Origin of the sequence: Nonomuraea sp. NPDC049695 (assembly GCF_040674955.1) — a bacterium.
Taxonomy (GTDB): Bacteria; Actinomycetota; Actinomycetes; order Streptosporangiales; family Streptosporangiaceae; genus Nonomuraea; species Nonomuraea helvata.
In genome coordinates this window covers 1-23,412 of sequence record NZ_JBFANV010000044.1, presented here as the reverse complement: position 1 = coordinate 23,412, position 23,412 = coordinate 1, and the positions used below count along the sequence as shown (strand labels likewise).

General features: G+C 69.0%; 23 protein-coding genes. 10 read left to right on the top strand and 13 right to left on the bottom strand.

Going from position 1 to position 23,412, the window contains the following annotated elements; translation table 11 throughout:
- Nucleotides 1-18 precede the first annotated feature (18 nt).
- From AB0J64_RS31965 to AB0J64_RS31955, 3 genes are all read left to right on the top strand, one after another.
- Nucleotides 19-1,077 carry a dihydrodipicolinate reductase gene (locus AB0J64_RS31965; protein WP_364035045.1) on the top strand — a complete coding sequence of 353 codons (1,059 nt, stop codon included), beginning with the start codon at nt 19-21 and terminating at the stop codon, nt 1,075-1,077.
- Nucleotides 1,074-1,571 (top strand): carboxymuconolactone decarboxylase family protein, encoded by a 498-nt coding sequence (locus AB0J64_RS31960; RefSeq protein ID WP_364035042.1) that lies wholly within the window; start codon nt 1,074-1,076, stop codon nt 1,569-1,571. Before AB0J64_RS31965 ends, AB0J64_RS31960 begins: the two co-directional genes overlap by 4 nt.
- Before the next feature lie 86 nt (nt 1,572-1,657).
- Nucleotides 1,658-3,274, top strand: coding sequence for a GMC oxidoreductase (locus AB0J64_RS31955; protein ID WP_364035039.1), 1,617 nt, complete (start codon nt 1,658-1,660; stop codon nt 3,272-3,274).
- Between the two features lie 13 nt (nt 3,275-3,287).
- Here the strand turns inward: AB0J64_RS31955 and AB0J64_RS31950 are convergent, their stop codons facing one another.
- On the bottom strand, nt 3,288-3,608 hold the full coding sequence (locus AB0J64_RS31950; protein ID WP_364035036.1) for a multidrug efflux SMR transporter: 321 nt from the start codon (nt 3,606-3,608) through the stop codon (nt 3,288-3,290).
- A gap of 30 nt (nt 3,609-3,638) precedes the next feature.
- Nucleotides 3,639-3,983, bottom strand: a complete 345-nt coding sequence (locus AB0J64_RS31945) for a multidrug efflux SMR transporter (protein ID WP_364035033.1) — start codon at nt 3,981-3,983, stop codon at nt 3,639-3,641.
- Between the two features lie 106 nt (nt 3,984-4,089).
- Between AB0J64_RS31945 and AB0J64_RS31940 the strand changes: the two genes are divergently transcribed.
- Nucleotides 4,090-4,554 carry a MarR family transcriptional regulator gene (locus AB0J64_RS31940; RefSeq protein WP_364035030.1) on the top strand — a complete coding sequence of 155 codons (465 nt, stop codon included), beginning with the start codon at nt 4,090-4,092 and terminating at the stop codon, nt 4,552-4,554.
- Here the strand turns inward: AB0J64_RS31940 and AB0J64_RS31935 are convergent.
- Complete coding sequence (locus tag AB0J64_RS31935) at nt 4,551-5,216, bottom strand: alpha/beta fold hydrolase (RefSeq protein ID WP_364035027.1); 666 nt, start codon at nt 5,214-5,216, stop codon at nt 4,551-4,553. The genes AB0J64_RS31940 and AB0J64_RS31935 overlap by 4 nt on opposite strands.
- A gap of 72 nt (nt 5,217-5,288) precedes the next feature.
- On the opposite strand from AB0J64_RS31935, the gene AB0J64_RS31930 reads away from it, so the two are divergent.
- Nucleotides 5,289-5,909: a TetR/AcrR family transcriptional regulator gene (locus tag AB0J64_RS31930; RefSeq protein ID WP_364035024.1), complete on the top strand. Its 621-nt coding sequence runs from the start codon at nt 5,289-5,291 to the stop codon at nt 5,907-5,909.
- Here AB0J64_RS31930 and AB0J64_RS31925 read toward each other — a convergent pair.
- The 3 genes from AB0J64_RS31925 to AB0J64_RS31915 all read right to left on the bottom strand — a co-directional run bounded on the left by AB0J64_RS31925 (nt 5,864) and on the right by AB0J64_RS31915 (nt 8,856).
- Nucleotides 5,864-7,207 carry a hypothetical protein gene (locus tag AB0J64_RS31925; RefSeq protein ID WP_364035021.1) on the bottom strand — a complete coding sequence of 448 codons (1,344 nt, stop codon included), beginning with the start codon at nt 7,205-7,207 and terminating at the stop codon, nt 5,864-5,866. The genes AB0J64_RS31930 and AB0J64_RS31925 overlap by 46 nt on opposite strands.
- Entirely contained in the window at nt 7,204-7,518 is a 315-nt protein-coding gene (locus AB0J64_RS31920) for a hypothetical protein (protein WP_364035018.1), read from the bottom strand. Before AB0J64_RS31920 ends, AB0J64_RS31925 begins: the two co-directional genes overlap by 4 nt.
- 66 nt (nt 7,519-7,584) lie before the next feature.
- The gene (locus tag AB0J64_RS31915; protein ID WP_364035015.1) at nt 7,585-8,856 is read right to left on the bottom strand and encodes a hypothetical protein; all 1,272 of its coding nucleotides are present in this window, start codon (nt 8,854-8,856) and stop codon (nt 7,585-7,587) included.
- 180 nt (nt 8,857-9,036) lie between these two features.
- Between AB0J64_RS31915 and AB0J64_RS31910 the strand changes: the two genes are divergently transcribed.
- The 3 genes from AB0J64_RS31910 (at nt 9,037) to AB0J64_RS31900 (ending at nt 11,347) form a co-directional block, all read left to right on the top strand.
- Nucleotides 9,037-9,519 (top strand): sigma-70 family RNA polymerase sigma factor, encoded by a 483-nt coding sequence (locus AB0J64_RS31910; RefSeq protein ID WP_364035012.1) that lies wholly within the window; start codon nt 9,037-9,039, stop codon nt 9,517-9,519.
- A complete protein-coding gene (locus tag AB0J64_RS31905; protein ID WP_364035009.1) occupies nt 9,516-9,968 on the top strand; it encodes a hypothetical protein in 453 nt (150 codons plus the stop codon). The genes AB0J64_RS31910 and AB0J64_RS31905 overlap by 4 nt, the downstream gene beginning before the upstream one ends.
- Before the next feature lie 170 nt (nt 9,969-10,138).
- Entirely contained in the window at nt 10,139-11,347 is a 1,209-nt protein-coding gene (locus AB0J64_RS31900; RefSeq protein ID WP_364035006.1) for an SGNH/GDSL hydrolase family protein, read from the top strand.
- Between the two features lie 67 nt (nt 11,348-11,414).
- Here the strand turns inward: AB0J64_RS31900 and AB0J64_RS31895 are convergent, their stop codons facing one another.
- From AB0J64_RS31895 to AB0J64_RS31875, 5 genes are all read right to left on the bottom strand, one after another.
- Complete coding sequence (locus tag AB0J64_RS31895; protein ID WP_364035003.1) at nt 11,415-11,753, bottom strand: DUF6300 family protein; 339 nt, start codon at nt 11,751-11,753, stop codon at nt 11,415-11,417.
- Nucleotides 11,750-15,304, bottom strand: a complete 3,555-nt coding sequence (gene dnaE, locus AB0J64_RS31890; RefSeq protein WP_364035000.1) for a DNA polymerase III subunit alpha — start codon at nt 15,302-15,304, stop codon at nt 11,750-11,752. The genes AB0J64_RS31895 and dnaE overlap by 4 nt, the downstream gene beginning before the upstream one ends.
- Nucleotides 15,305-15,524: 220 nt before the next feature.
- Nucleotides 15,525-16,604 (bottom strand): ABC transporter substrate-binding protein, encoded by a 1,080-nt coding sequence (locus AB0J64_RS31885; RefSeq protein WP_364034997.1) that lies wholly within the window; start codon nt 16,602-16,604, stop codon nt 15,525-15,527.
- Nucleotides 16,601-17,134, bottom strand: coding sequence for a SigE family RNA polymerase sigma factor (locus AB0J64_RS31880; RefSeq protein ID WP_364034994.1), 534 nt, complete (start codon nt 17,132-17,134; stop codon nt 16,601-16,603). The genes AB0J64_RS31885 and AB0J64_RS31880 overlap by 4 nt, the downstream gene beginning before the upstream one ends.
- A gap of 123 nt (nt 17,135-17,257) precedes the next feature.
- Nucleotides 17,258-18,460, bottom strand: coding sequence for an MFS transporter (locus AB0J64_RS31875; RefSeq protein WP_364034991.1), 1,203 nt, complete (start codon nt 18,458-18,460; stop codon nt 17,258-17,260).
- A 223-nt stretch (nt 18,461-18,683) separates the two neighbouring features.
- On the opposite strand from AB0J64_RS31875, the gene AB0J64_RS31870 reads away from it, so the two are divergent.
- Both AB0J64_RS31870 and murJ read left to right on the top strand, forming a co-directional pair.
- A complete protein-coding gene (locus tag AB0J64_RS31870; RefSeq protein ID WP_364034988.1) occupies nt 18,684-19,208 on the top strand; it encodes a protein kinase in 525 nt (174 codons plus the stop codon).
- Nucleotides 19,209-19,314: 106 nt separating this feature from the next.
- Entirely contained in the window at nt 19,315-20,910 is a 1,596-nt protein-coding gene (gene murJ / locus AB0J64_RS31865; protein WP_364034985.1) for a murein biosynthesis integral membrane protein MurJ, read from the top strand.
- Between the two features lie 446 nt (nt 20,911-21,356).
- On the opposite strand, the gene AB0J64_RS31860 is transcribed toward murJ, so the two are convergent.
- Nucleotides 21,357-22,598: a serine hydrolase domain-containing protein gene (locus AB0J64_RS31860; RefSeq protein ID WP_364034982.1), complete on the bottom strand. Its 1,242-nt coding sequence runs from the start codon at nt 22,596-22,598 to the stop codon at nt 21,357-21,359.
- Nucleotides 22,599-22,746: 148 nt separating this feature from the next.
- A partial coding sequence (locus AB0J64_RS31855; RefSeq protein WP_364034979.1) for a serine hydrolase domain-containing protein occupies nt 22,747-23,412 on the bottom strand: 666 nt, incomplete at its 5' end.

Below are 23,412 nucleotides of genomic sequence, written 5' to 3'. Positions count from 1 at the left end.
GCTTGCTACGCTCCGGCCATGATGTCCACGGTCGTCTGGGGCACCGGCAACGTCGGCCGCGCGGCCATTCGCGCCGTCGCAGCCCACCCGGAGCTGACGCTCTCAGCCGTACTCGTCCAAGACCCGGGCAAAGTGGGCCGGGACGCCGGGGAGCTCGGCGGGCTCGGCCACCCGCTCGGGGTCGCGGCGACCGACGACGTCGAGGCGGTGCTGGCCGCGAGCCCCCGGGCCGTGGTGTACGCGGCCTCCGGCGACCTCCGCCCCGATGAGGCGCTCGCCGACGTCACCCGGGCGATCCGGGCGGGGGCCGTCGTCGTCACCCCCTCCCTGTACGCGCTCTACGACCAGCTCGGCGCCCCGCCGGAGCTGCGCGAGCAGGTGCTGGCCGCCATCGGCGAGGGCGGCGGCTCGCTGTTCGTCTCGGGCATCGATCCCGGCTGGGGCAACGACGTGCTGCCGCTGCTGGTCAGCGGGCTCGGCACCGCCATTGACGCGATCCGCTGCCAGGAGATCTTCGACTACTCCACGTACGACCAGCCGGACTCGGTCCGGTACCTGGTCGGCATGGGCCAGCCGATGGAGTACGAGCCGCCCATGATCGCGCCGACCGTCCCGACGATGGTGTGGGGCGGGCAGATACGCCTGATGGCCAGGGCTCTCGGCGTCGAGCTCGACGAGATCCTCGAGACCCGGGACCGGCGCCCGCTCGACGCCACCGTGGGCGAGTACGAGGCGGGAACCCAGGGCGCGGTGCGGTTCGAGGTGCAGGGCATCGTCGGGGGCGAGCCCCGCATCGTCATCGAGCACGTCACCCGCATCCACCCGTCCTGCGCGCCGGACTGGCCGGCGCCCCCGAACGGCGTGGGCGCGCACCGGGTGATCATCGAGGGCCGTCCGCGCATCGAGGTCACGGTCGAAGCCACGGACGAGGGCGGCAACGGCTCCGCCGGCGGGAACGCCACCGCGGTCGCCCGGCTGGTGGGCGCCATCGGCTGGCTCGCGGACGAGGAGCCAGGACTGTACGACGCGCTCGACGTCCCGCTGCGCCCCGGCAGACTCGGAGGTAACCGGCCGTGAACATCGACATCCCCCAGGGCAGGGACCCGATCGAGTACGTGTGGGGCGAGATGGTGCCCGGCATCGGGATCGCCGCGTCGAAGTTCTCGATGTCGGTGTACGCCCACAGCACGCTCGGGCTGCGCGAGTTCGAGGCGGCCCGGCTGCGCATCGCCCAGATCAACGGGTGCGCCTTCTGCCTCGACTGGCGCACCGAACGGGACGGGGAGAAGGTCGAGGAGGAGTTCGCCGAGTCGGTGACGCAGTGGCGCACCACCGACGCCTTCGACGAGCGCACCCGGCTGGCCGCCGAGTACGCCGAGCGGTACGCCCTCGACCACCACGGGCTCGACGACGAGTTCTGGGCGCGGATGACCGCGCACTACAGCCAGCTCGAGATCGTGGAGCTGAGCATGTGCCTCGGCTCATGGCTGGCGTTCGGCCGCCTCAACCACGTGCTGGGCCTCGACACCGCTTGCACGCTGACCGGCGGCTCCTCACCCACACCCGCTTAGGGCGCCCGGCACCCGCACCGGCTTCGGGGTGATCGGCACCCACATCCACTTCGGGGGATCGGCACAGCCCAGGAAGTGAGGACCACATGAGCAACAGCGACAGACCCTCGGGCAACGGCATCTCGCGCCGCGGCTTCCTCGCCGGGGCCGGCTCCGTCCTGGGGGTCGCGGCCCTCGGCGAGCCCGCCACCGCGGCGGCGGGCCCGATCGCGAACGGGGCCCACGTGCCGGTCCTGGTGATCGGCACCGGGTACGGCGGCTCCGTCGCCGCCCTGCGCCTGGCCCAGGCGGGCGTGGACGTGCACATGGTCGAGATGGGCATGGCCTGGGACACCCCGGGCTCCGACGGCAAGATCTTCTGCAACACGCGCGAGCCGGACTACCGCTCCTACTGGCTCCGTACCAGGACGAAAGCCCCGCTCAACTACTTCCTCGGCTTCCCCATCGACCGGGACATCCCCCGCTACACCGGCGTCCTGGACGCGGAGGACTTCAGCGGCATCACGGTCTACCAGGGCCGCGGCGTCGGCGGCGGCTCGCTGGTGAACGGCGGCATGGCGGTCACCCCGAAGCGCGCCAACTTCCCGTCCATCCTCCCTTCCGTGAACCCGGCGGAGATGTACGACACCTACTACCCGCGCGCGAACGCCGGCCTCGGCGCGGCCACCGTGGACCCGGCCTGGTTCGACTCCACCGACTGCTACCAGTACGCCCGCGTCGGCCGCAAGCACGCCCAGCGCTCCGGCTTCCCCTTCGTTTTCGTGCCGGACGTCTACGACTGGAACTACATGCAGCAGGAAGCGGCGGGGACGGTCACCAGATCCGCCCTGGCCGGCGAGATCCTCTACGGCAACAACCACGGCAAGAAATCGCTGCAGAAAACGTACCTCGCCCAGGCCAGGGCCACCGGCAGGGTCGCCATCTCACCCCTGCACAAGGTCACCTCGGTCACCCCGGCGGCCGGCGGCGGCTACACGGTCGTCATCGACCAGCTGAACACCAATGGCGACACCACGACCACCAAGACCGTGACCGCCGATCGGGTGTTCTTCGCCGCCGGCAGCGTGGGCACCAGCAAGTTGCTGGTCAGGCTGAAGGCCACCGGCGCGCTCCCCAACCTGAACGACGAGGTCGGCAAGGGCTGGGGCGACAACGGCAACGTCATGTGCGGCCGCGCCAACCACCTCTGGGACCCGACAGGCGCGCTCCAGTCGGCCATCCCGTGCTCCGGCATCGACAACTGGAGCGCGGGCGGCGCATTCGCCGAAGTCGCCCCGCTGCCCACCGGGATCGAGACCTACGCCTCGTTCTACCTGTCGATAACCAACAACCCGAACCGCGCCCGGTTCTCCTGGAACGCCGCGACCGGCGCAGTGGACCTGAGCTGGCAGACGTCCTGGAAACAACCGGCCATCGACATGGCCAAGACCATATTCGACAAAATAAACGCGAAGGAAGGGACGATATACCGCACCGACTTATTCGGCGTCTACAAAATCTGGGGTGACCATCTCACCTACCACCCGCTCGGCGGCGCGGTGCTGAACAAGGCCACCGACAATTACGGCCGCCTGACCGCCTATCCCGGTCTTTACGTCATCGACGGCGCGCTGATCCCCGGCAACACCTCTGTCAATCCGTTCGTCACCATCACCGCACTCGCCGAACGGAACATCGAACGGATCATCGCCGCCGACCTCTGAAACGGACGGCGGGTCAGGCTCCGGCGGCCAGTTTGAGGGTGATGGCGCCGAGGATGATGGCGGCGAACGACAGCACCTTGGGCAGAGTGATCTTCTCCTTGTAGATCAGGGCCCCCAGGATGACGGTGCCGATGGAGCCCAGACCGGTCCAGATGGTGTAGCCGACGCCCACGTCCAGGGTCTTGAGCGCCAGGCTGAGGGTGAAGATGCCGCCGGCGGCGGCCAGCAGGGTGAAGATCGAGGGCCAGAGCCTGGTGAAGCCCTGGGTGGCGTTGGTGCCGAGCGCGAAGGCGATTTCGAAGACGATGGCGATTGCCAGGTAGATCCAGGCCATGACGGTGTGCTCCTTGATCGAGGTGAGTGGTCAGCCTGCGGCGGCCTGGTTCTTGGTGAACTTGTCGGCGAGCTTGAGCCCCAAGACGCCGCCGATGATGAGGACGAAGGCGAGCGCCTTCCAGATGTTCATCGACTCATGGAAGATCACGGTCCCGAACACCACCGTGCCGACCGAGCCGATGCCCGTCCACACGGTGTAGCCGACGCCCACGTCCAGCGTTCTCAGTGCCTGGCTGAGGAAGAAGATGCCGCCGGCGGCGGCCGCGGCGGTGAGGAGGGACGGACCGAGTTCGGTGAAGCCGTTGGTCGCGTTGGTGGCCAGGGCGAACACCACCTCGAAGACCGAGGCGATCAACAGGTAGATCCAGGCCATGTGTGCCGCTCCAAAGTAGTTGCATGTATGTACAAGTAGTCTCGACTCGAAAAAGTATGCATGTACAAGTAAACTCGTGTCAATCGCCGCCGAAGGAGACCACGTGATGCCGTCAACCGCTCAGATCGCCCCGAGCGAGACCGGGGATGGGCTCATGTGGAACCACATGCTGACCTTGTACGCGCATGTCGAGCACAGCCTCGGCACCGCCCTCCAGCGCCGGCACGGCCTCGGCCTGTCCGAGTATCGCGCGCTCGACCTCCTGGCCGGCGCCGACGACGGCGAGCTGCGCATGCAGGACCTGGCGGCGCGCCTGGGGCTGAACCAGAGCTCGGTCACCCGCCTGGTCAGCCGTCTGAACGCCGCCGGATACACGTACCGCGACCTGTGCCCCGACGACAAGCGGGGCGTCTACACCGTCATCACGGATGCCGGCCGCGCCCGCCACCGCGAGGCGCGCAGCACCTATGCGCAGGTCCTGTCGACCGCCCTGGACGAAGCCGCACAGCAGAACCCGCTGCTCAGCACCCTACTGACCACCGCCAGGCCGCTGTTCACCACCAGCCCCTAGGACGGGCATTGACCGTCCAGAGCGCTGATCACCCCGTCGATGAACACCTGTGACTTGGGCTCGTCGGCATGGGCCACCCCTGGGAACTCGGCCCTGCACCACACCCCGTCGATGACGTCGTTGCGTGTCTCGTCGAGCGAACTCGCCAGCAGCGTGTACCGGACAGGGTCGGGGGTCGGGTCGCCGCCGTTGAGCCGGCTGAGGAAGGTGCTGGAGGGGCACATCTGCCCGCCCTGGTTCGCCGGCAGGAGGCAGGCGGGCCAGTAGCCGCGCTGCCCGGTGCCCATCGAGACGTAGCTCAGCGTCGCATCGGCGCCGCCGAGGAACTTCAGGTAGTGGCGCGCCGACAGCCCTCCCATGCTGTGCCCGACGAGGCTGACCTTCCCACCGCCGTGCTCCTGTCGCACCTGCGTCACCAGGGTCCTGATGGCTTCGGCATTGGCGACGTTGTCCCCGCCGGGCAGGGCGATCGCGTACGCCGGATGGCCGTCCTGCTCCAGCGCCGCCTCCATCTGGGTGAACTCGGTCGGCGAGCCGTTCCAGCCGTGGATCAGGATGACCGGCTCCCGCTCCGCGGCCTGGGCCGCATGGGCGGTGCCCGACCCGGCGAGCAAGGTGCCCGCGACGACCAACACCCCTATGTGCCGGCGCTTCCATGACATGGGCCCACCTCGCCAATCCAGAGGGAATTCACTTAGCGAGTGCTCGGTAAGTGATGGGCTAGATTTAACACTGTGCCCCGGAGTAGGCAAGACCCAAGCAGACAGGAACGCGCCCGCCTGCGGCGAGAAGAGATCATCGCCGTGGCCGCGGAGATGTTCGCGCGCGGCGGCTACCGCGGCACCTCGTTGGCCGACATCGCGGCCCGGGCGGGCATCAGCGAGCCCGGCCTCCTCCATCACTTCGGCAGCAAAGCAGGCCTGCTCCTGGCGGTGATCGAGCGGCGCGACCTCGACAGCGAGATGTTCGCGATGGAGCTCCTGGGCATGGAGCCCACCGGGCGACTGCGGGCCATGCCGGAGTTCGCGCGCCGCAACAAGGACCGGGTGGGGCTGGCCAAGCTCTTCACCGTCCTCGTCGCGGAGAGCCTCGAGCCCGGCGCTCCCGGCCATCAGCACTTCGTCGACCGCTACCGCGCGATGCGCGCCATCGTGGCCGACAGCATCCGTTCCGCACAGGCCGCCGGCCTCACCCGCGAGGACATCGACCCCGCGGCCAAGGCGGCCGAGATCATCGCGACGCTCGACGGCCTGCAGACCCAGTGGCTGCTCGACCCCGACATGATCGACATCGTGGCCGGCGTCGAGTCCTACGCCCGCACCCTGGAGCACGACCTCACATGCGGCCTCCCGTGACACCGTGAAAGCGCTTCATGGACGTCGGCCGCGGGCGGGCGCTCGGCGGGGTCGTCGGCGAGCAGGGCCGTCACCAGCCTGCTCACCTCGGCGGGCACCGAGATCCCGTCCAGAAGCTGCCGGAGGACCGCGCCCAGCGCGTACAGGTCCTGCTCGACCACCAACGTGGTGAACGGCCACTCCGGCGGCACATGCCCGGGGCTGCCCCACGGCCACGGGTCGGGGTCGCTGATCGGACACGCGCCCTCGAGGTCGATGGCCCGTACCCCGTCCGGCGCCGCGATCAGATTGGTCACCTTGCAGTCGCGCCACGCCCAGCCCGCGGCATGGATGCCGGCCACCACCTCGGCCACGCCCGCGGCGGCCCGTACCCGCTCGCGTTCACCCGGCAGCTCCAGCAGGGCGGGACCGTCGAGATGCTCCATGACGATGTAGTGGTTCTCCTCCCACGCGAAGGAGTCCAGCAACGCCGGCACGCGGGCGCCGGCGGCTGACAGTTCCGCCAGCACCCGGGCCTCGTGCGCGACGCGGTCGCGGCCGTCGCGCCCGTCGAAGTCGGTCTCGCCGTGCCTCCTGCCCTCCTTGAGCACCACCCGTTCGGCCGGTGACGATCTCAGGTCGAGCGCGAGGTACGTGCCGCCCTTGCCGCGCTGCGCGATGGACTCGTAGGCCAGGTAGGTACGGGCGAGCGGACCTCCCGGCGGCTCCGGCGGCGCCGCCGGGAACAGGTCCTCCACCCAGCCGGGTACGGCCTCGGCACGCCGGTCGGGGCGCAGCTGACCGTCGGGAGCGATCAACGCGTCCACGCGCACGCCGTCCACCTCGACCTGGCTGACCGGATGGAACGCTCCATAGCGGTAATGCACCACGCTGCCCGGCCGCAGCCGGCGGTCGAAGGGCACCCGGGGGCCGAGCACGCCGCGCAGCTCGACGTCCAGCCTGCTGGCCAGCGACCTGGCCCGGTCGGCGTCGCCGGCGTACGCGGTGATCACCTTGCCGATCTGCGTGTAGCCGTAGAACAGACCCGAGTTCAGGCGGCGGATGTCGACCATGGACCCTGGCGCCTTCCACAGCACCGACATCTCGGCCAGCACCGGAGCCACCCTGCGAAGCACGTCGGCGGCCGAGCGCGAGGTCGCCGACACGTGGAGCTTCCAGCCCTGCGTGCCGTCGGCCCGGGAGCTGGACGGCCGGTTGAACCGCCAGATCGACTCCGGCGCGGCATGCGGCAGGTGCTCTGCCACCAGCCCGCGCCACTCCTGCTCGGCGGCGGCGATGACGTCCTTCGGGGCGATCACTCGGTGGCCTCCAGGGTGACCGGCGCCGTGGTCGTGGTCGTCGTCGTGGTGGTCGTGGTGATCGTGCAGGCAGCCGTGGTGGTCGTGGTGGTGGTCGTCACCGTCAGCGAGGTCGTTCCCAGCTCCTCCTCGCTCGCCGTCGGCGCCATCCGGGCCAGCGCGTCGGGCGACTGCGCGAAGTACCCGATGAGCTCCTGCCACGCCGCGCCGGTGAACCCCTCCCTGGCCACGGCCATGCTCTTGTCACGCAGCTCCTCCGCGAAGGCGGTGTCCTGGAGGGCGCGGTCGATGACTTCGTCGATCTTGGACATGGTGTCTGTCTCCTCTCTGCCCTCAGGGTCGCCCGCCTGCGTAGACATCACATGAGTAACCCCTACCTAAGCGCCGAGCCGGGCGAGGAACGGCGTCAGCGTGTTCAGCATGGTGTTCTTCCCGGGGGTCGCCAACAGCGGGTCCAGATGGGTCATGGCGCCGTCCTCGGCATACGTCACGTCGTCGATCCGCGACTGCGCCACCACCCACGCGGCGGCCTTGTTGACGGTGCCGCGCGTCAGACCGCTCTGGAAGGAGTACAGCGGTACGTCGATCTCGCGGGTGTGCGTGAGCCGCAGCCCCAGCTTCCGGGCGACCGGGGTGTCGTCGAACGGGTCGGCGGCCTCGAGGTCGAGGCTGAGCCGGTTCGGCCAGTACCACTCGAACAGTGCGGGCACGGGGCCGGCCAGCGCGCGGGCGAGGGTGGCGGTCGAGGTGTAGGCCGGGTTCACGCTGATGTCCGGCACCAGCGGATGGGTGGCGAACAGCCACTCGACCAGCCCTTCGTTGGTCACCTTGGCCGGTGGGCGCAGCTGGGCCGGCAGGTGGCCGGCCACCGCCGAGGGTTCGTCCGCGCGTGCCGCCGCGTACTTGCCCGCGAGCTGCTGCAGGATCGCGAACGTCTCGGTCCGGCCCATGGTGAGCGACTCGTCGAAGACCTCGCCATCCGCGATCTTGGCGAGCCGGGCATCCGCCTGGTCGGCGGTGAGCCGGTAGGTGTAGCCCTCCCCGGCGAAGGCGTCGTGCACACCGCCGTCGATCAGCACCAGACCTGACAGGTCGCGGTAGCCGGGGTGGCCGTCGAAGTCCCAGCCGGCGTACGCGAGCGCGGTGGTCGCGCCCCACGAGTGCCCGCCCAGGATCACCCGGCGGCGTCCGCCGTCGGCTGCCGCGAGCACCACCTTTCGCAGGTCGGCGAGTTCGACGCCGAGACCCCATTTCCCGACGTACGGCACGCTCTGTGGCGTCCGCGCCCGGTAGCGCCCGCCGAGGTAGTAGTCGGCGGCCCGGTCCGGCGAGCGGCGGAACCCGCGCAGATCGGCCAGGTTCTGCTCCCGGCGATCGACGGCCCAGACCTGGGTGCCGGGGAGCCGGGCGGCCAGCTCCCCGGCGAGCGGCCCGAAGCCGCCCGCGGCGCCGAACTGCCCCGCCACCAGCACCACGACCTGCCGGGCGTCGGCGGACCCGACTTTCAGCACATGGACCCGGTCATCGGCGGCGGGGCCCGGCGCGTCGACCCCGGGCATCGACACGTAGGCCTCCTGGACCTTCCCTGTGGCGGCCCCGGTGGTGAGGGCCAGGGCCATCGTGATCGCACAGATCCACGGAACTCTCATCGCTTCCTCCTTGTGGATGTCTCGACCCGGAAGAGCGCTCGGACCGCCCGGACGTTCCACGTGTTCCGCGTCACAGGGCCCGCTGAAGACGGCAGGGAACCTCAGCGGCGGAGAGCGCCTCTTCCTGGTTGACGTCGCCCGGCAGAGGCGGCCCGACGAGTTGCTGACAGGATGCGTCAAGTGAACGATCTGGTGAGGGCGGCGCAGCGTGGCGACACCATGGCGATGAACGAGCTGCTCGACCTGCTCACGCCGTACGTCACCCGGATCTGCGGCCCGATCGCGCTGGCCGATGGGCCGGACGCCGCGCAGGAGGCGCTGATCGCCATCTTCAAGGGCCTGCGCGGCCTGCGCGAGCCCGCCGCACTGTACGGCTGGGCCAGGGCGATCGCGGTGCGTGAGGCGGTGCGGGTGGCCAAGCGGAGCCGTCACACGGTCGAGTTCGAGGACGACCTGCCCGCACCCGCCGACCTGGAGCAGGCCGCGGACATCAGGGACCTGCTCGCCCGGCTCTCGCCTGAGCACCGGGCGGTGCTGATGCTTCGCGACGTGGAGGGACTCGACGAGCGGGCGGCGGCCGAGCTGCTCAGGGTGCCGGTGGGGACGGTCAAGTCGAGGCTGTTCAGGGCCAGAGACAACTTCAGGAAGGCGTGGTCGTCATGAGTGGTTCGTGGCCGGTGGCCGAGCTTGACCCCGTCCGCAGGCTGCACGTGCTCGCCTCGGCGATCTCGGGCGCGGCGGTGGCGTCCCGGGTCATTCCCGCGCCGTTCGAGCAGGTGTGGCAGGTTGCGGGTGACCTGGAGCGGGGGCTCGGCACGTTCGAGCCGGACATGCGATCCGTGCGCGTCGAACACACCGAATCCGGACTTGTCGCCCACGCTCGCAGCCGGTACGGCTTCCGCGCCCGCTTCGAGGTGGACCTGCGGCCGGGCTGGGTCTGGATGCAGAGCCGGTTCCTGCTGATCGGGCTCGCGGCCGTACCCATCGCCGGGGGGACGCTGTTCGCGGCGACGGGCGGCGTACGCGTGCCCGGTCGCGCCGGCCTCGTCCCCCTCCTCGTACGGCGGGCCAACGAGCGTGCGCTCGAGCGCCTGGCCGCCCGGTTCGGCTGAACGAGCCGTCCCTTCGGTCGATCGGCGATGCCGCAGATCAGCCGTACGGCCGATTACCGCCCACTCGGGCATTCGGAACACTCCTGTGATCGTCAGCTTGCGACAACGGGAGTGCGTTCCAGATGAAAGTTCCGAGATGGGCTGTGGTGTTGGGCGTGGCGGTGGCTGCGATGGCAGCGACCGCACCCGCCGCGACGGCGGACGCCGGCCCGCCGTCGTGGACGGCGGCATGGGGTGCGGCGATGCAGCGGCCCACACCCGGCACCGCGGACAACGGGCCGAACTGGTCGGTCAAGGGCTTCGAAGATCACACGCTGCGACAGGTGGTCAGGGTCACCACAGCCGGACCAAGGGTCCGCATCCGGCTGTCCAACCTCTATGGCACAAAGCCCTTGACCATTGGTGGCGCCCGGGTCGCCCGGTCGGCCGGAGGCGCCGTGGTGTGGCCCGGCAGCGCACGCCAGGTGACCTTCGCCGGAAAGCCGGCGGCGACCATCCCACCCGGAAAGGAGCTGGTCAGTGACCCCGTGGCGCTGACCGTCTCGGTCCTGGAACGGTTGGCCGTCACGATCCGCGTGCCCGGCGCCACAGGGCCGGCCACCTTTCACCGGTTCACCACTGCCACGTCATACCGGGCCCGCGGCGGCCACCTCGATGATGTAGCCGGTGACGCGTTCGGCCAGACCACCTCCGCTTGGTACTACTTGACCGGCGTCGAGGTCGAAGGCGCGGCGGCCACCGTGGTGGCGTTCGGCGACTCGCTGGTCGACGGCGTGGGGTCCAGCGCCGGCGCTGACGTCCGGTTCGTCGACCAACTGGCCGAACGGCTCAGCACCGCCGGCCGTCCACTCGCCACGGTCAACGCGGGGATCGCGGGCGGGCGCCTGCTCAAGGCATCCCCGTGCTATGGCGACAAAGCCACCGACCGCTTCCAGCGGGATGTGCTGGACCGGCCGGGAGTGCGGGCGGTGATCGTTCATCTCGGCGCCAACGACCTGGGACTTCCGCAGGTCGGTGGCGCATGCGTCGGATCGACCGCCAAGGTCACGGTCCAGCAGCTCATCGACGGACACCGGACGTTGATCGAGAAGGCCCACGCACGCGGCGTCAAGGTGGTCGGCGTCACCATATTGCCGCTGCGGGGAGCCTTGTTCCCGTTCTGGAACAAGGAGGTGGAAGAGGCAAGAACCGCGCTCAACCGATGGATGCGGACAAGCGGTGCGTACGACGCGGTGCTCGACGCAGACCGTGCGATGGCCGACCCTGCCGCTCCCGACCGGTCCAAGCTGGGCTACCTCTTCCTGGACGGCCTGCATCCCAACGACGCCGGGCAACACGCCATCGCCGCCGCCCTCAACCTGCGGCCGATAACCGGCTGAGAGACGTGTTCCGCGGTTCGCCGGACCCCGCCCCCAGCGTCTGGCTGGGGACGGGCTCCTACGGGGGTCAGGAGTTGTCGCGCCGCCACCGCTCGACCTCGTCCTCCAACGCCTGCTCATCCAGCTCCGGCACGAACACACTGGTCGCCCACGCCACGAGGAGCCGTACGAACTCGGCGTCCTCGTGGTCGGTCCGGCCGTTGACGTGGAACCAGGTGATCAGCGCGGCGGCGTGCGGGGTGCGCGCGTCACAGCCAGGGCACAGGACGACCCCGCTGCGGCCGTCCACCCGCTCGCCGGCGGCGTTCTCCCAGCTGTGCGGTATCCGTGCCGACAGCAGCCCCTCGCCGCCGCAGCGGGGGCACGCCGGCGCGTCGTCGGCGGTGACGACATCGATCCGCCTCACAGCGAGAGCGCTTCGGGACCGAGCAGCGCCTTGATGTCGGCAGCGAAGCTCGGTGCGCCGTTGACCGGCCACTCCGGCAGCGCCATCACCATGACCTTGCCCGCCGGCCGCCGTACGTTGATGTGCAGCGGGACCTGCCCGTGGTGCGTCTTCAGCACCTGCCGCAGCTCCTCCAGCAGGGTCGGGGTGATGCGTTCCTCCCGCAGCAGCAGGGTGATCGGAGCGCCGGATTCGCTGTTGACGCCGGACACGTCGATGAGGGACATCTCCTGGGCGAAGACCGAGATGGCGCCGTCCCGGTTGTTGATCTGGCCGCTCACCGACACCACGATGTCCGGCCGCAGCTCCGGCCCGTACAGCTCGTAGTTGCGGGGGAAGAACAGGCACTCGATCGCGGCGTCCATGTCCTCCACGGTGAGGATGGCCCACGTGTTGCCCGCCTTGTTCACCCGCCGGTCCACCTTGGTGACCAGGCCGGACACCCGGACGTCGCCGCGGTCGTCACGGCCGCTGTCCAGCAGGTCGGCGATCGTGGTGTCCCGGTTCCTGGCCAGCAGCCGCTCGGTGCCGGCCAGCGGGTGGTCGGACACGTACAGGCCGAGCATCTCCCGCTCGAAGTCGAGCTTGGTCTTCTTGTCCCACTCCCCGTCCGGGACGGCGATGGAGAACACCTGGTCGTCGCCGTCGTCGGCCAGGCCGCCGAAGAGCGAGTCCTGGCCGTGCGCCTCGTTCTTCTTGATGTCGATGACGGACTCGACGGCCTGCTCATGGATCATGAGCAGGCCCTTGCGCGGATGTTCGAGGGAGTCGTACGCGCCCGCCTTGATCAGCGATTCGATGACCCGCTTGTTGCAGGCGGTCAGCGGCACCTTGCCCAGGAAGTCGTTGAAGTCGGTGAAGCGGCCCTTCTCGGTGCGGGCCTTCACGATGCCGTCGACGACGTTCTCGCCGACGTTGCGGACCGCGCCCATGCCGAACCGCACCTGGGTGTCGCCGACCGCGACGAAGTCGAGCTGGGAGTCGTTGACGTCGGGCGGGAGCACCTGGATGCCCATCTTGCGGCACTCGGCCAGGTAGATTGCCGCCTTGTCCTTGTCGTCGCCCACCGACGTGAGCAGGGCGGCCATGTACTCGGCGGGGTAGTTGGCCTTCAGGTACGCGGTCCAGTAGGCGACCAGTCCGTAGCCGGCGGTGTGTGACTTGTTGAACGCGTACCCGGAGAACGGCAGCATGACGTCCCACAGCGCCTGAATCGCCTCGTCGCTGTAGCCGTTGCCGCGCATGCCGGCCTGGAAGTTCGCGAACTCCTTGGCCAGGATCTCGGGCTTCTTCTTGCCCATGGCGCGGCGCAGCAGGTCGGCGCCGCCGAGGGAGTAGCCGGCGAGTTCGCGGGCGACGGCCATGATCTGCTCCTGGTAGACGAGCAGATGGAAGGTGGGGCCGAGGATCGGTTCGAGCGCCTCCTTGAGCTCCGGGTGGATCGGCTCGATGTCCTGGCGGGCGTTCTTCCGGTGGGCGTAGTTGGTGTGCGCGTTGGCCGCCATCGGGCCCGGCCGGTACAGGGCGAGCACGGCGGCGATGTCCTCGAACCGGGTCGGCTCCATCAGCTTCAGCAGCGACCGCATGGGCCCGCCGTCGAGCTGGAACACGCCCAGCGTGTCGCCGCGCGCCAGGAGCTGGTAGGTCTTGGCGTCATCGAGCGGCATTGTCAGGGTGTCGAGCTCGATGCCCCGGTTCTGCTTGATGATCTTTATGGCGTGGTCGATGATGCCCAGGTTTCGCAGCCCCAGGAAGTCCATCTTGACCAGACCCATGTCCTCACAGGACGGGTAGTCGAACCCCGTGATCACCACGCCGTCCTTGTCCCGCATGTGCATGGGGATCAGGTCCAGCAGCGGCGTCGACGACAGGATGACGGCGGCGGCGTGCACGCCGGTGCCGCGGATCAGCCCTTCGATGCCCCGGCCGGTGTCGATGACCTTCTTGACGTCGGGGTCGTTCTCGTACAGGGCGCGGAGTTCGGTGCCCTCGTTGTAGCGGGGGTGGCTCTCGTTGAACATGTCCGCGAGGGGGACGCCCTTGCCCATGACGTCCGGCGGCATCGCCTTGGTGATCTTGTCACCCATCGCGAACGGGTAGCCGAGGATCCGGCTCGCGTCCTTCACGGCGGCCTTGGCCTTGATCGTGCCGAACGTGTTGACCTGAGCGGTGTACTCGCTGCCGTACTTCTGGGTGACGTAGGCCACCATGCGGTCGCGCTGGCGGTCGTCGAAGTCGAGGTCGACGTCCGGCGGGTTGATCCGCTCGGGGTTGAGGAAGCGCTCGAACAGCAGGCCGTGCTCCAGCGGGTCGAGCTCGGTGATGCGGGTGGCGTAGGCCACGATCGAGCCGGTGGCGCTGCCACGGCCGGGCCCGACCGGGATGCCGTTGTCGCGGGCGTACTTGCAGATGTCGGCCACGACGAGGAAGTAGGAGGAGAACCCCATCGGGCCGATGACCTTCATCTCGGTCTCGTACCGCTCCATCACCTCGGCGGGGACCGGGGTGCCGTACCGCATCGCCAGCCCGGCCTCGCACTCCTTGCGCAGCCAGGACTCCTGCGTCTCCCCCTCGGGCACGTCCGGGTAGTCGGGCATCCGGTCCACCTGGGCGAACACGTCGCCGTAGTCGCCGACCATCTCGGCCACGAGCAGCGTGTTGTCGCACCCCTCGGGCAGTTCGGGGAAGAGCGCGTACATCTCGTCGGCCGGCTTGAGGTAGTAGCCGGAGCCGTTGAACCGGAACCGGTTGGGGTCGTCCTTGTTCTTGCCCACGCCGACACACAGGAGGCTGTCGTGGGCGTCGGCCTGGTCCTCGGTCACGTAGTGGGAGTCGTTGGTGACCAGCAGCGGGATGTTGAGCTGCTTGGCCAGCCGCAGCAGGTCCTCCCGCACCTCCCGCTCGATGCTGATGCCGTGGTCCATCAGCTCCAGGAAGTAGTTCTCCTTCCCGAAGATCTCCTGGTACTCGCCGGCGACCTTGACCGCCTCGTCGTACTGGCCGAGCCGGATCCGGGTCTGCACCGCCCCTGACGGACAGCCGGTCGTGGCGATGATGCCGGCAGCGTGCTGGGAGATCAGGTCCTGGTCCATGCGTGGCTTGGAGTAGTAGCCCTCGAAGCTCGCCATGGACGACAGCCGGAACAGGTTACGCAGTCCGTCGGCGTCCTTGGCCCACATGGTCATGTGGGTGAACCGGCCGCCGCCGGAGACGTCCTTGCCGCCCTCGCCGTCCGCCACGCCGGTCTCAGCGCGCTGCCCCCAGAACACCGGTTTCTTCACGAACCGGCTGTGCGGCGCCACGTACGCCTCGATGCCGATGATCGGTTTGACCGGGGAGCCCGACGCCACCTTCTGGAACTCGTACGCACCGAACATGTTGCCGTGGTCGCTCATGGCGATCGCCGGCATGTCCAGCCGCTCAGCCTCCTTGAACAGCGGCTTCAGCTTCGCCGCGCCGTCCAGCATGCTGTATTCGGTGTGCACGTGCAGATGTACGAAGGACTTGCTCACCCGGTCCCCTAAACGCTAGCCCCATCCAGACTTACCGTTCGAACCTATTCCGTCTCATGGGGCGGTTGGGACGACGCGCGCAAGGGACAGACACCCTGTTTCGAGCTGTTGCCAGACTGCATGCCGTCCCGGACCGCGGCGTGGCGCCGGTTGGTGGCGCCGGTTACCGGCCGGGGCAGAGCACTGACGCGATGCGGTCGCCGCCCGCATATGGAACGGCTCATCCGCCCTTCACGACGGCGCTCCCCAGGTCTGCCGGGCGCTTGATCATCTTGTAGGCGAGGGCCAGATCGGCGACCCGCTGGAGTTCTGTCAGGTTCAGCTCGGCCGGATAGGAGCCGAGCGCGACGCCTGCCCGCACCGCCCTGGAGATCCTCATGTAGCGGGGCAGCGCGTCGCGCACCTGCTGAGGGTCGCTCGCGATCAGGCGCTGCGCCTTGGCCAACGCGCGCTGAAAGGCCGCCAGTGTGCGGGGGTTTCGCCGGATCCACTTGTTGGTGGCCGTCATTCCCGCGGTGTACAGGTTCGCGAGTTCCCCGGTCATCGCGTCCTCCACGATCCGCGTGTGCTTGCTCTCACGGGCCACGGTGACGAACGGCTCGGGCAGCAGGGCGGCGTCGACCTGCCCCGCGCTCATCGCGTTGAGCATCTCGGGATAGGGCTTCTCGACCTGCACGACGTCATTCAATGTCAGCCCGGCCCGCTTCAGCACGGCTGCCAGCGTCAATGTCCCGAGCCCCGCGAGATTCGGGACCGCGACCCTCTTGCGCTTGAGTTCGGTCGCCGTCCTGATCTTCGACTTGGCGGTCACGACGACCGCGAAGCTCCCTTGCGCGGCCTGGTACAGGCTGGAGACGATGGTGAATTTCTTGCCCACCTCGTTCACCCTGAAGACCGTGGTGTAGTCGGTCTGCGCCAGGTCCAGCGCGCCACTTTCGACCTGGGGCACCGCCGCCGCCGCTCCGGTGATGATCTCCGGCTCCACCGTCAGCCCTTCCTCCTCGAAATAGCCCCTGGCCAGGGCCACGAACACGGGCGCCGACTCCACACTCGGCACCACCCCGACCTTGATGGTGGACAGCTCGGGTGGGGTGGACGGGCGCGCGGCGGCACGCGGCTCCGCGGGCAGTGCCCGTACCGCGATGGTGGCGGCGAGCACGGTGACGACGACCACCGCGGCGGCGGCGAGCGCCATGAAGTTGCGCCGCCTGCGCCGATGGATCTCGATCGCCCTGGCGCCCAGGTCGCGCTCCGGCATGTCATCCGCGATGCGGTCGAACTGTTCTCCGAGCCAGGTCATCGGCGTGCCCCCTCACTACGAGCCGGGTCGTCCAGTACGGGCAGTCGCGGCGCCAGCTCGGGCGCCAGCGCTCGCAGACGGGCCAGGGCGTGGTGGGCCTGGCTCTTCACGGTGCCGACGGAGCATCCCAGCAGGTCGGCGACGTCACGTTCGGTACGGTCCTCGTAGAAGCGCAGGACGAGCACCGTGCGCTGCTTGGGCGTCAGCCGCATGAGCGCCTGACGCAGGACGACCCGCAGGACGGCGGAGTCCTCGGGCGAGTACGCGCGGTCGGGCGGCTCGGCACTCGGCACCTCGGCCGAACCACGGCGCCGCCGCCACGAGATGTACTGGTTCACCATGGTCTTACGCGCATAAGCGTCAAGGTTGTCGATGTGGCGTAACTTCGACCACCGGCCGATCATGCGGACCAGCACACTCTGCAGGAGGTCCTCTGCGAGGTGGACCTCTCCGGTGAGCAGGTAGGCCAAGCGCATCAACGGGCGTTGGTGAGCATCCACGAACGCCCGGAAGCCGGCATCGCGATCCAACGTCTCTCCTCATGTCGGTACCCTCCAGACGCCGTGGCCGCGGCAAAAGGTTGGCACTCCTGAGAAGCGGGCGCACGGAAGTGACAGCTGCTCCCACTGCATGCCAGGACGACCGCATCGGCTTCATCCGAACGGCGCAGTCCGGACATCGGGCGTTGCGGCCAGCAGGAGCGCCGACAAAGCCATGAAAGCGGCCGCACCGACGAAGACCAAACCCGGTGACGCGTACGCCAGTGACCACCCGAACACCGTGCCGGCCGCAACCGGCACCACGGTCTCCGCGACGGCGCCGATCCCGGTCAGCGCGCCCTGCACGGTCCCCTGCTCGTCGTCCCGGACGTTGCGAGAGATCCACGATTGCGCGGCCGCACCGCCGACCGAGCCGAGCACGCCGACCGCCTGCAGGACGTAAAGCAGCCACGGCACGGACACGAACGCCGTACCCGTCAGCGCCGCGACGCTGAGCAGGCTGCCGGCCACCGCGGCACGCTTGTCGCCGAGCCGTCGGACGACCGGCCCGACGGCCCGCGCCTGGAAGACCGCGCCGGCGAGCGCGCCCGCCGCCATCACGACGCCGACGTGCGCGGGGCTCCAGGAGAACCGGTACGTGAGGAAGAACGTCCAGATGGACTGGTGGGTCATCCGGGCGACGTCGGCGCAGAAGCGGGCGTACGCGAGCCGCCCGAGCACCGGCCGATGCAGGACGACGGCGACGGCGGCGACCGGGTTCGCCATCCGCAGGGTCAGCGGGGTCGTCCGGTCACCGGGACGCGACTCGGGCAGGACGAACCAGCCGTACGCGACGTTGGCGAAGGACAGCGCGGCCGCGGCGAAGAACGGCAGGCGTACGTCGACGGCGCCGAGCAGGCCGCCGATCGTCGGCCCGGCGACGAAGCCGAGCCCGAACGCGGAGCCGATCAACCCGTACGCGCGAGCCCGCGACTCGGGTTTCGTGACGTCCGCGATGTACGCGTTGACCACGGTGTTCGTCCCCGCGCACGCGCCGGCGAGGGCGTGGAACACCAGGAGCGTCCAAGGGCTGGGCGAAACCGCATGAGCCAGCCAGTCGACGCCGAGGCAGGTCAGCGACGCGAGCAGGACAGGCCGTCGGCCGTACCGGTCGGAGAGCCGCCCGAGCAGCGGCGAGACGACGAACTGCAGCAGGCCGTAGATCGAACCGAGCAGGCCGGACCAGAAGGCAGCGGCGGTGGTGTCCTCGGTGACGGCCGTCATCAGGGCCGGCACGATCGGCACGATCAGGCCGAGCCCGAGCATGTCGAGGAAGACGGTGACGAGGAGGAAGGAGAGGGCGGGCGCCCGGCGCATTGCGGCTCCTGAGTCTTGAGAGGGCAGGGCCCCCTCGCGACTCACGGTCCGCCGAAAGCACGGAGGATCAGAATATCTTTGCTGTCAAATCGTTTTTCGTCATCGCACTGCGGGCGTGGCGCTGCGCAGTGCGATGCTCCAGGTTTCCTGGGTTGCGCCGACAGGACAGGGCAAGGCAGTCGGATGTGACAACTTTGGGCGAAGAATCTCCATCTAACGCGCCGTGGATGCACTGGGCGCGGGGGATCCGCATCACATCGGGGATTACTGGCTGGCGGGACGCCTTGGTTCAGGCGGTCAGGGAGTCGTGTACGAGGCCTACGACCCCGAGGGACGCAGGGTCGCCATCAAGGTGCTGCACGCATCGGACGACGGCGGCAGCCGTGACCGCTTCGCCAAGGAGGCGACCGCGGCCGACAGGGTGGCCTCGTTCTGCACGGCCCGGGTGCTCGCCGCCGACCTGCAGGCGAGCAAGCCGTACATCGTCTCGGAGTATGTGGCGGGGCCGAGCCTGCGCAAGGCCGTGATGGAGGGGCGCAGGTTCACCGAGGACGACCTCCACCGGCTGGCGACGGCGATCGCCACGGCGCTGACGGCGATCCACGACGCGGGCGTCATCCACCGCGACCTGAAGCCGGACAACGTGCTGCTCGGCCCGGACGGCCCGCGCGTGATCGACTTCGGCATCGCCCGTACCGTGGACATGTCGCTGACGAGGACAGGAGAGGTCTCGGGCACGAAGCCCTAGTGAGCTGGTCTTGAGTGCAGGGATCACCACATGAGGCGCATCCGGTTCCAGATTTCCTGCTGAAAAGGTCTCGAGGACGGCTTCCCGGATGAAGGAGAGATCACCCATGCCTGATCAACCAAGACTCCTGCGGACAGGCCGGGCGATGGCGATCGCCACTATCGTCGCGAGAGTCACCGGCTTTGTCCGCACTTTGGCGCTGGTCGCGGCCCTCGGGCTGGGCACCCAGCTGCTGGACGCCTACACCGCGGCGAACGTCACTCCCAACACCATCTATGAGCTTGTCTTTGGTGGTGCGCTGGCGAGCGTGCTCGTTCCGCTGCTGGTTCGTACGGCCGCTGATGGCGACATCGACGACGACCTGTTCGCCCAACGACTGCTGTCATTGGTCATCTATGGGCTTGGAGCCGTGATGATCCTGACGATCATCGCCGCACCGTTCATCGTGGACCTCTACGCTCCCGGGTTCAGCCCTGATCAGCGGCAGCTGGCAGTCATCTTCACCCGGTACTTCATGCCCCAGATCCTGTTCTACGGAGTGAGCGCGACCTTGGCCGCGATACTCAACGCACGCAGCCGCTTCGTCTCCCCCATGTGGGCACCGGTGGCCAACAACCTTGTCGTCTTCGCCACCGCGTCGGTCTTTCTGCTGATAGGCGGCACCGCAAAGCTGGAATCGCTGACTCACGCTCAGACGCTGCTGCTGTCGATCGGCACCAGCGCCGGGGTCGCCGCCCAGATGATCGTTCTCGCAGTGGTCAGCCGGCGAACCGGATTCCGGCTACGGCTGCGCGCCGACCCGCGAGGCATCGGAGTCCGTCGCATCGTCGTCCTGGCCGGATGGACCATCGCATCCGTCGCCGCCGCCCAGGCCGTATTCATCGTCATCACCCGGATCGCCTCGCAGACCGGGCCCGGCGCCGTCAGCGTCTACTCCAACGCCTACACCCTGTTCCAACTGCCCTACGCCGTCATCGCGGTCACCGTCATCACCGCAGTCCTGCCGAGGATGAGCCAGGCAGCGGCCGACCGTGACCTCGCCCAAGTCACCGCCGATCTATCCCACAGCCTGCGGCTCACCGGCGTGGTGCTGGTCCCCACAGCCGCAGCACTCATCGTGCTCGGCCCGCAGCTGACCACCGTCCTGCTCGCCCACGGCAACGCCTCACCCTCCGCCGCCCATCTCACCGGCTCGGTGCTCGCCGCCTACGGCCTTGCGCTCGTCCCCTTCGCCGGCTACCAGATCATGCTGCGGGTCTTCTACGCCCTTGGCGACACCCGCACCCCGGCACTTCTGAGCGTCGGCGTCTCCGCCGTCACCATCGCCACCTGCCTGGCCGCCGCCCAACTCACGCCCGGCCCGAACCTGGTGATCGCCCTCGCCGCCTGCTCCGCCATCGCCTACACCGCCGGGCTACTCGTCACAGCCCAGATGTTGCGCCGCCGGATCGGCAGAGTCGACGGACACCGCCTCCTCAACACCCACATCCGGATACTCGCCGCAGCGATCGTCGCGGGCCTCGCCACGTCCATCATCAACCGCGTCCTCGCCACCACGGTCGGGACAGACTGGACCGGCTCGCTCATCACCGTCTGCACCGCAGCCGCGACCGGAGCCGCCCTCTATGCCCTGGCCACGCGAGTCCTCCGCATCACCGAGTTCAGAGCCCTCACCACCGCCCTGCGGATCAACAACACCTGACCACCACGACACACCTGCTGAAGGGAGACCGGCGCGTCGACCCGAAGCCATCTCCAGCGATCTCCTGGGAAACAGTCCCCGGTGGCTCCCAAAGACGCCGAAGACACCGGTTGTAGATCGGAAAGCAGAAGGCCCCTGGCGGCGTAATGCCTGCGCAGGGGCCTCACACTTGCAGAGCCGACGAGGGGAATCGAGTTGAGCGGTGAGTGTCCGCGGGAACGGGTCGGGGGCCGGTGTGTCGCCGGCGATCAGCCGAGAACGGGTCTTGGCGAGGACGTCCCGGCCCATGTAGTGGCGGGCTTCGGTCCATTCGTCCGGAACGGTCCGGTGAGCCCGTGGTACTCATGCTCCGGCTCGACTTCCCCGCCTTGTCCCTGGCGACCGGCAGGATCGCCGACCGTCAGGGAGCGGGAGTCGGTGTGGCACACCTGGCCGGTCCGGCCCCGTCAGTCAACCCTGGTCTGCCCGCCGCAGAACTCCTCCTGGACGAGCCTGTCCACCAGCTTCTGGAAGTCCTTCGCCGGGCCCCTTGTGGCGTCGTCCACCCAGGTCACCGAGGCGGTCAGGGTCTTGCTGCCGTCGGGTGAGCTGTACATCAGCGCCCCGTAGCCGTGCGGGGGGCTGCCGTTGTGCTGGTAGACGGTGCCGCAGTTCGGGCCCAGGTCCTGCACGAACAGCCCGAAGCCGTAGCCGAGCTTCCCGTACGGCGTGCGCATCTCGGCCAGCAGCGGGGCGGGCAGGAGCCTGCCGCCGTTCAGCGCGGAGATGAACGTGGCCAGATCCTGGGTGGTCGAGATCAGGTCACCGGCGCCGGCCAGCAGGGACAGGTTCTGGCGGGAGATGTCGACCACCTTCTGCCGGCCGTCCTCCTCATACCGGTAGTAGCCGTGGGCGTGCGGCCCGGGCAGCTCGGTCCGGTTGCCCGGCACCACGGTGCCGCGCAGCCCGAGCGGCCGCAGGATCCGCCGCTTCATCTCCTCGGCGTAGGAGCGGCCGGTGACCTTCTCGATCAGCAGCAAGGCCACCGTGTAGTTGGTGTTGGAGTAGTTCTGGTCCGTCCCCGGCTCGAACCGCGGCTTCTTGGACAACGCGAACCGCACCAGCTCTTCGGGCCGGTAGGAGTGGAACCGGTTGTCCAGCCATTCCTTGCCGGTGGCGGGGAGCCCCGGCACGTACGTCCCGTCGTCGTAGGTCTCGCCGCCTGCGTAGTTGAACAACCCGCTGGTGTGCTGCAGCAGCATCCGTACGGTGATCCGCTTGTCCAGCCCGAACTCGGGCAGGTAGCCGGCCACCGGGTCGTCCAGCCCGATCCTGCCCTCGGCCACGAGCTGCAGCACCAGGGTCGCGGTGAAGGTCTTGATGACGCTGCCCGTCCAGAACGACCCGTTCGTCGACGGCTTGGCGGCCTGGCCCAGCTCGCGCACCCCGGCGCTGCCGGCCCACTCACCGCGCTGATCGCGCACGCGCACCTGGATCCCGGCGAAACCGGCATCGATGAACGCCTGGGTGGCCTCCTGCAGCTCCGGGCGGTCCTGCCCGGCAGCCGCCCTCGGCACGGCCCTGCTGGCGTCCGCGGCGGCCGTCCCGGGTGCGGCCGTCCCAGCCAGCAGCGCGGCCGCCAGCGCCGTGACCGCCACTCGCCGCAGGACCTTGGTCTGCGTGATCGCTGGTGGGGATTGGGGTGTCATGATTCCTCGTCTTTCGGTGTCGCGCTCAGGCGAACAGCTCGCCGAGCGATTCGGGGTCGATGGGGATGGGGGCGGGGCGGTGGACAGGCGGCTGCTCGCGTACGGGGAAGTCCCGGGCGCGCTGGTGCAGGCAGTCGATGAGCCCCGTCTACTGAGCCGGCTCGGCCGCGTCAGCCGATCCGGCCTGCCCGCCGCCGAACACCTCCTTGACGAGCATCTGCGTCACCTTCTGGAACGCCCCTCCCAGCGACAGCGCGGCATCGTCCACATAGTTCAGCGCGGCGGTCAGGGTCTTGCTGCCGTCGGGCGTGCTGTACATCAACGCCCCGTGGCCCGCGATGCCGCCGTTGTGGGTGATGACGGTGCCGCCGCCGTCCGTGGTCACCACGAACACCCCCAGGCCGTAGTCCATGTTCGGGATGCCCGTCGGGTGCGGCGTGCACATCTCGGCCAGCAGCGGAGCCGGGAGGAGCTTGCCACCCATCAGCGCGGAGATGAACGTGTGCAGGTCCTGGACAGTCGAGATCATGTCGCCGCCGCTGGAGATCCAAGAGGGGTTCTGGCTGGTGACGTCGACCACCTTCTCCTGGCCATCCTCCTCATACCGGTAATAGGCGTGCGCGTGCGGCTCGTGAAGCTCCGTCTGGGTGGTGGGCGCCACGGTGTCCGACAGCCCGAGCGGGCCCAGAATCAGCCGCTGCATCTCCTCGGCGTACGAGCGGCCGGTGACCTTCTCGATCAGCAGCCTGGCCAGCACGTAGTTGGTGTTGGAGTAGCTCCAGCCCGTCCCCGGCTCGAACCGCGCCGGCTTGGA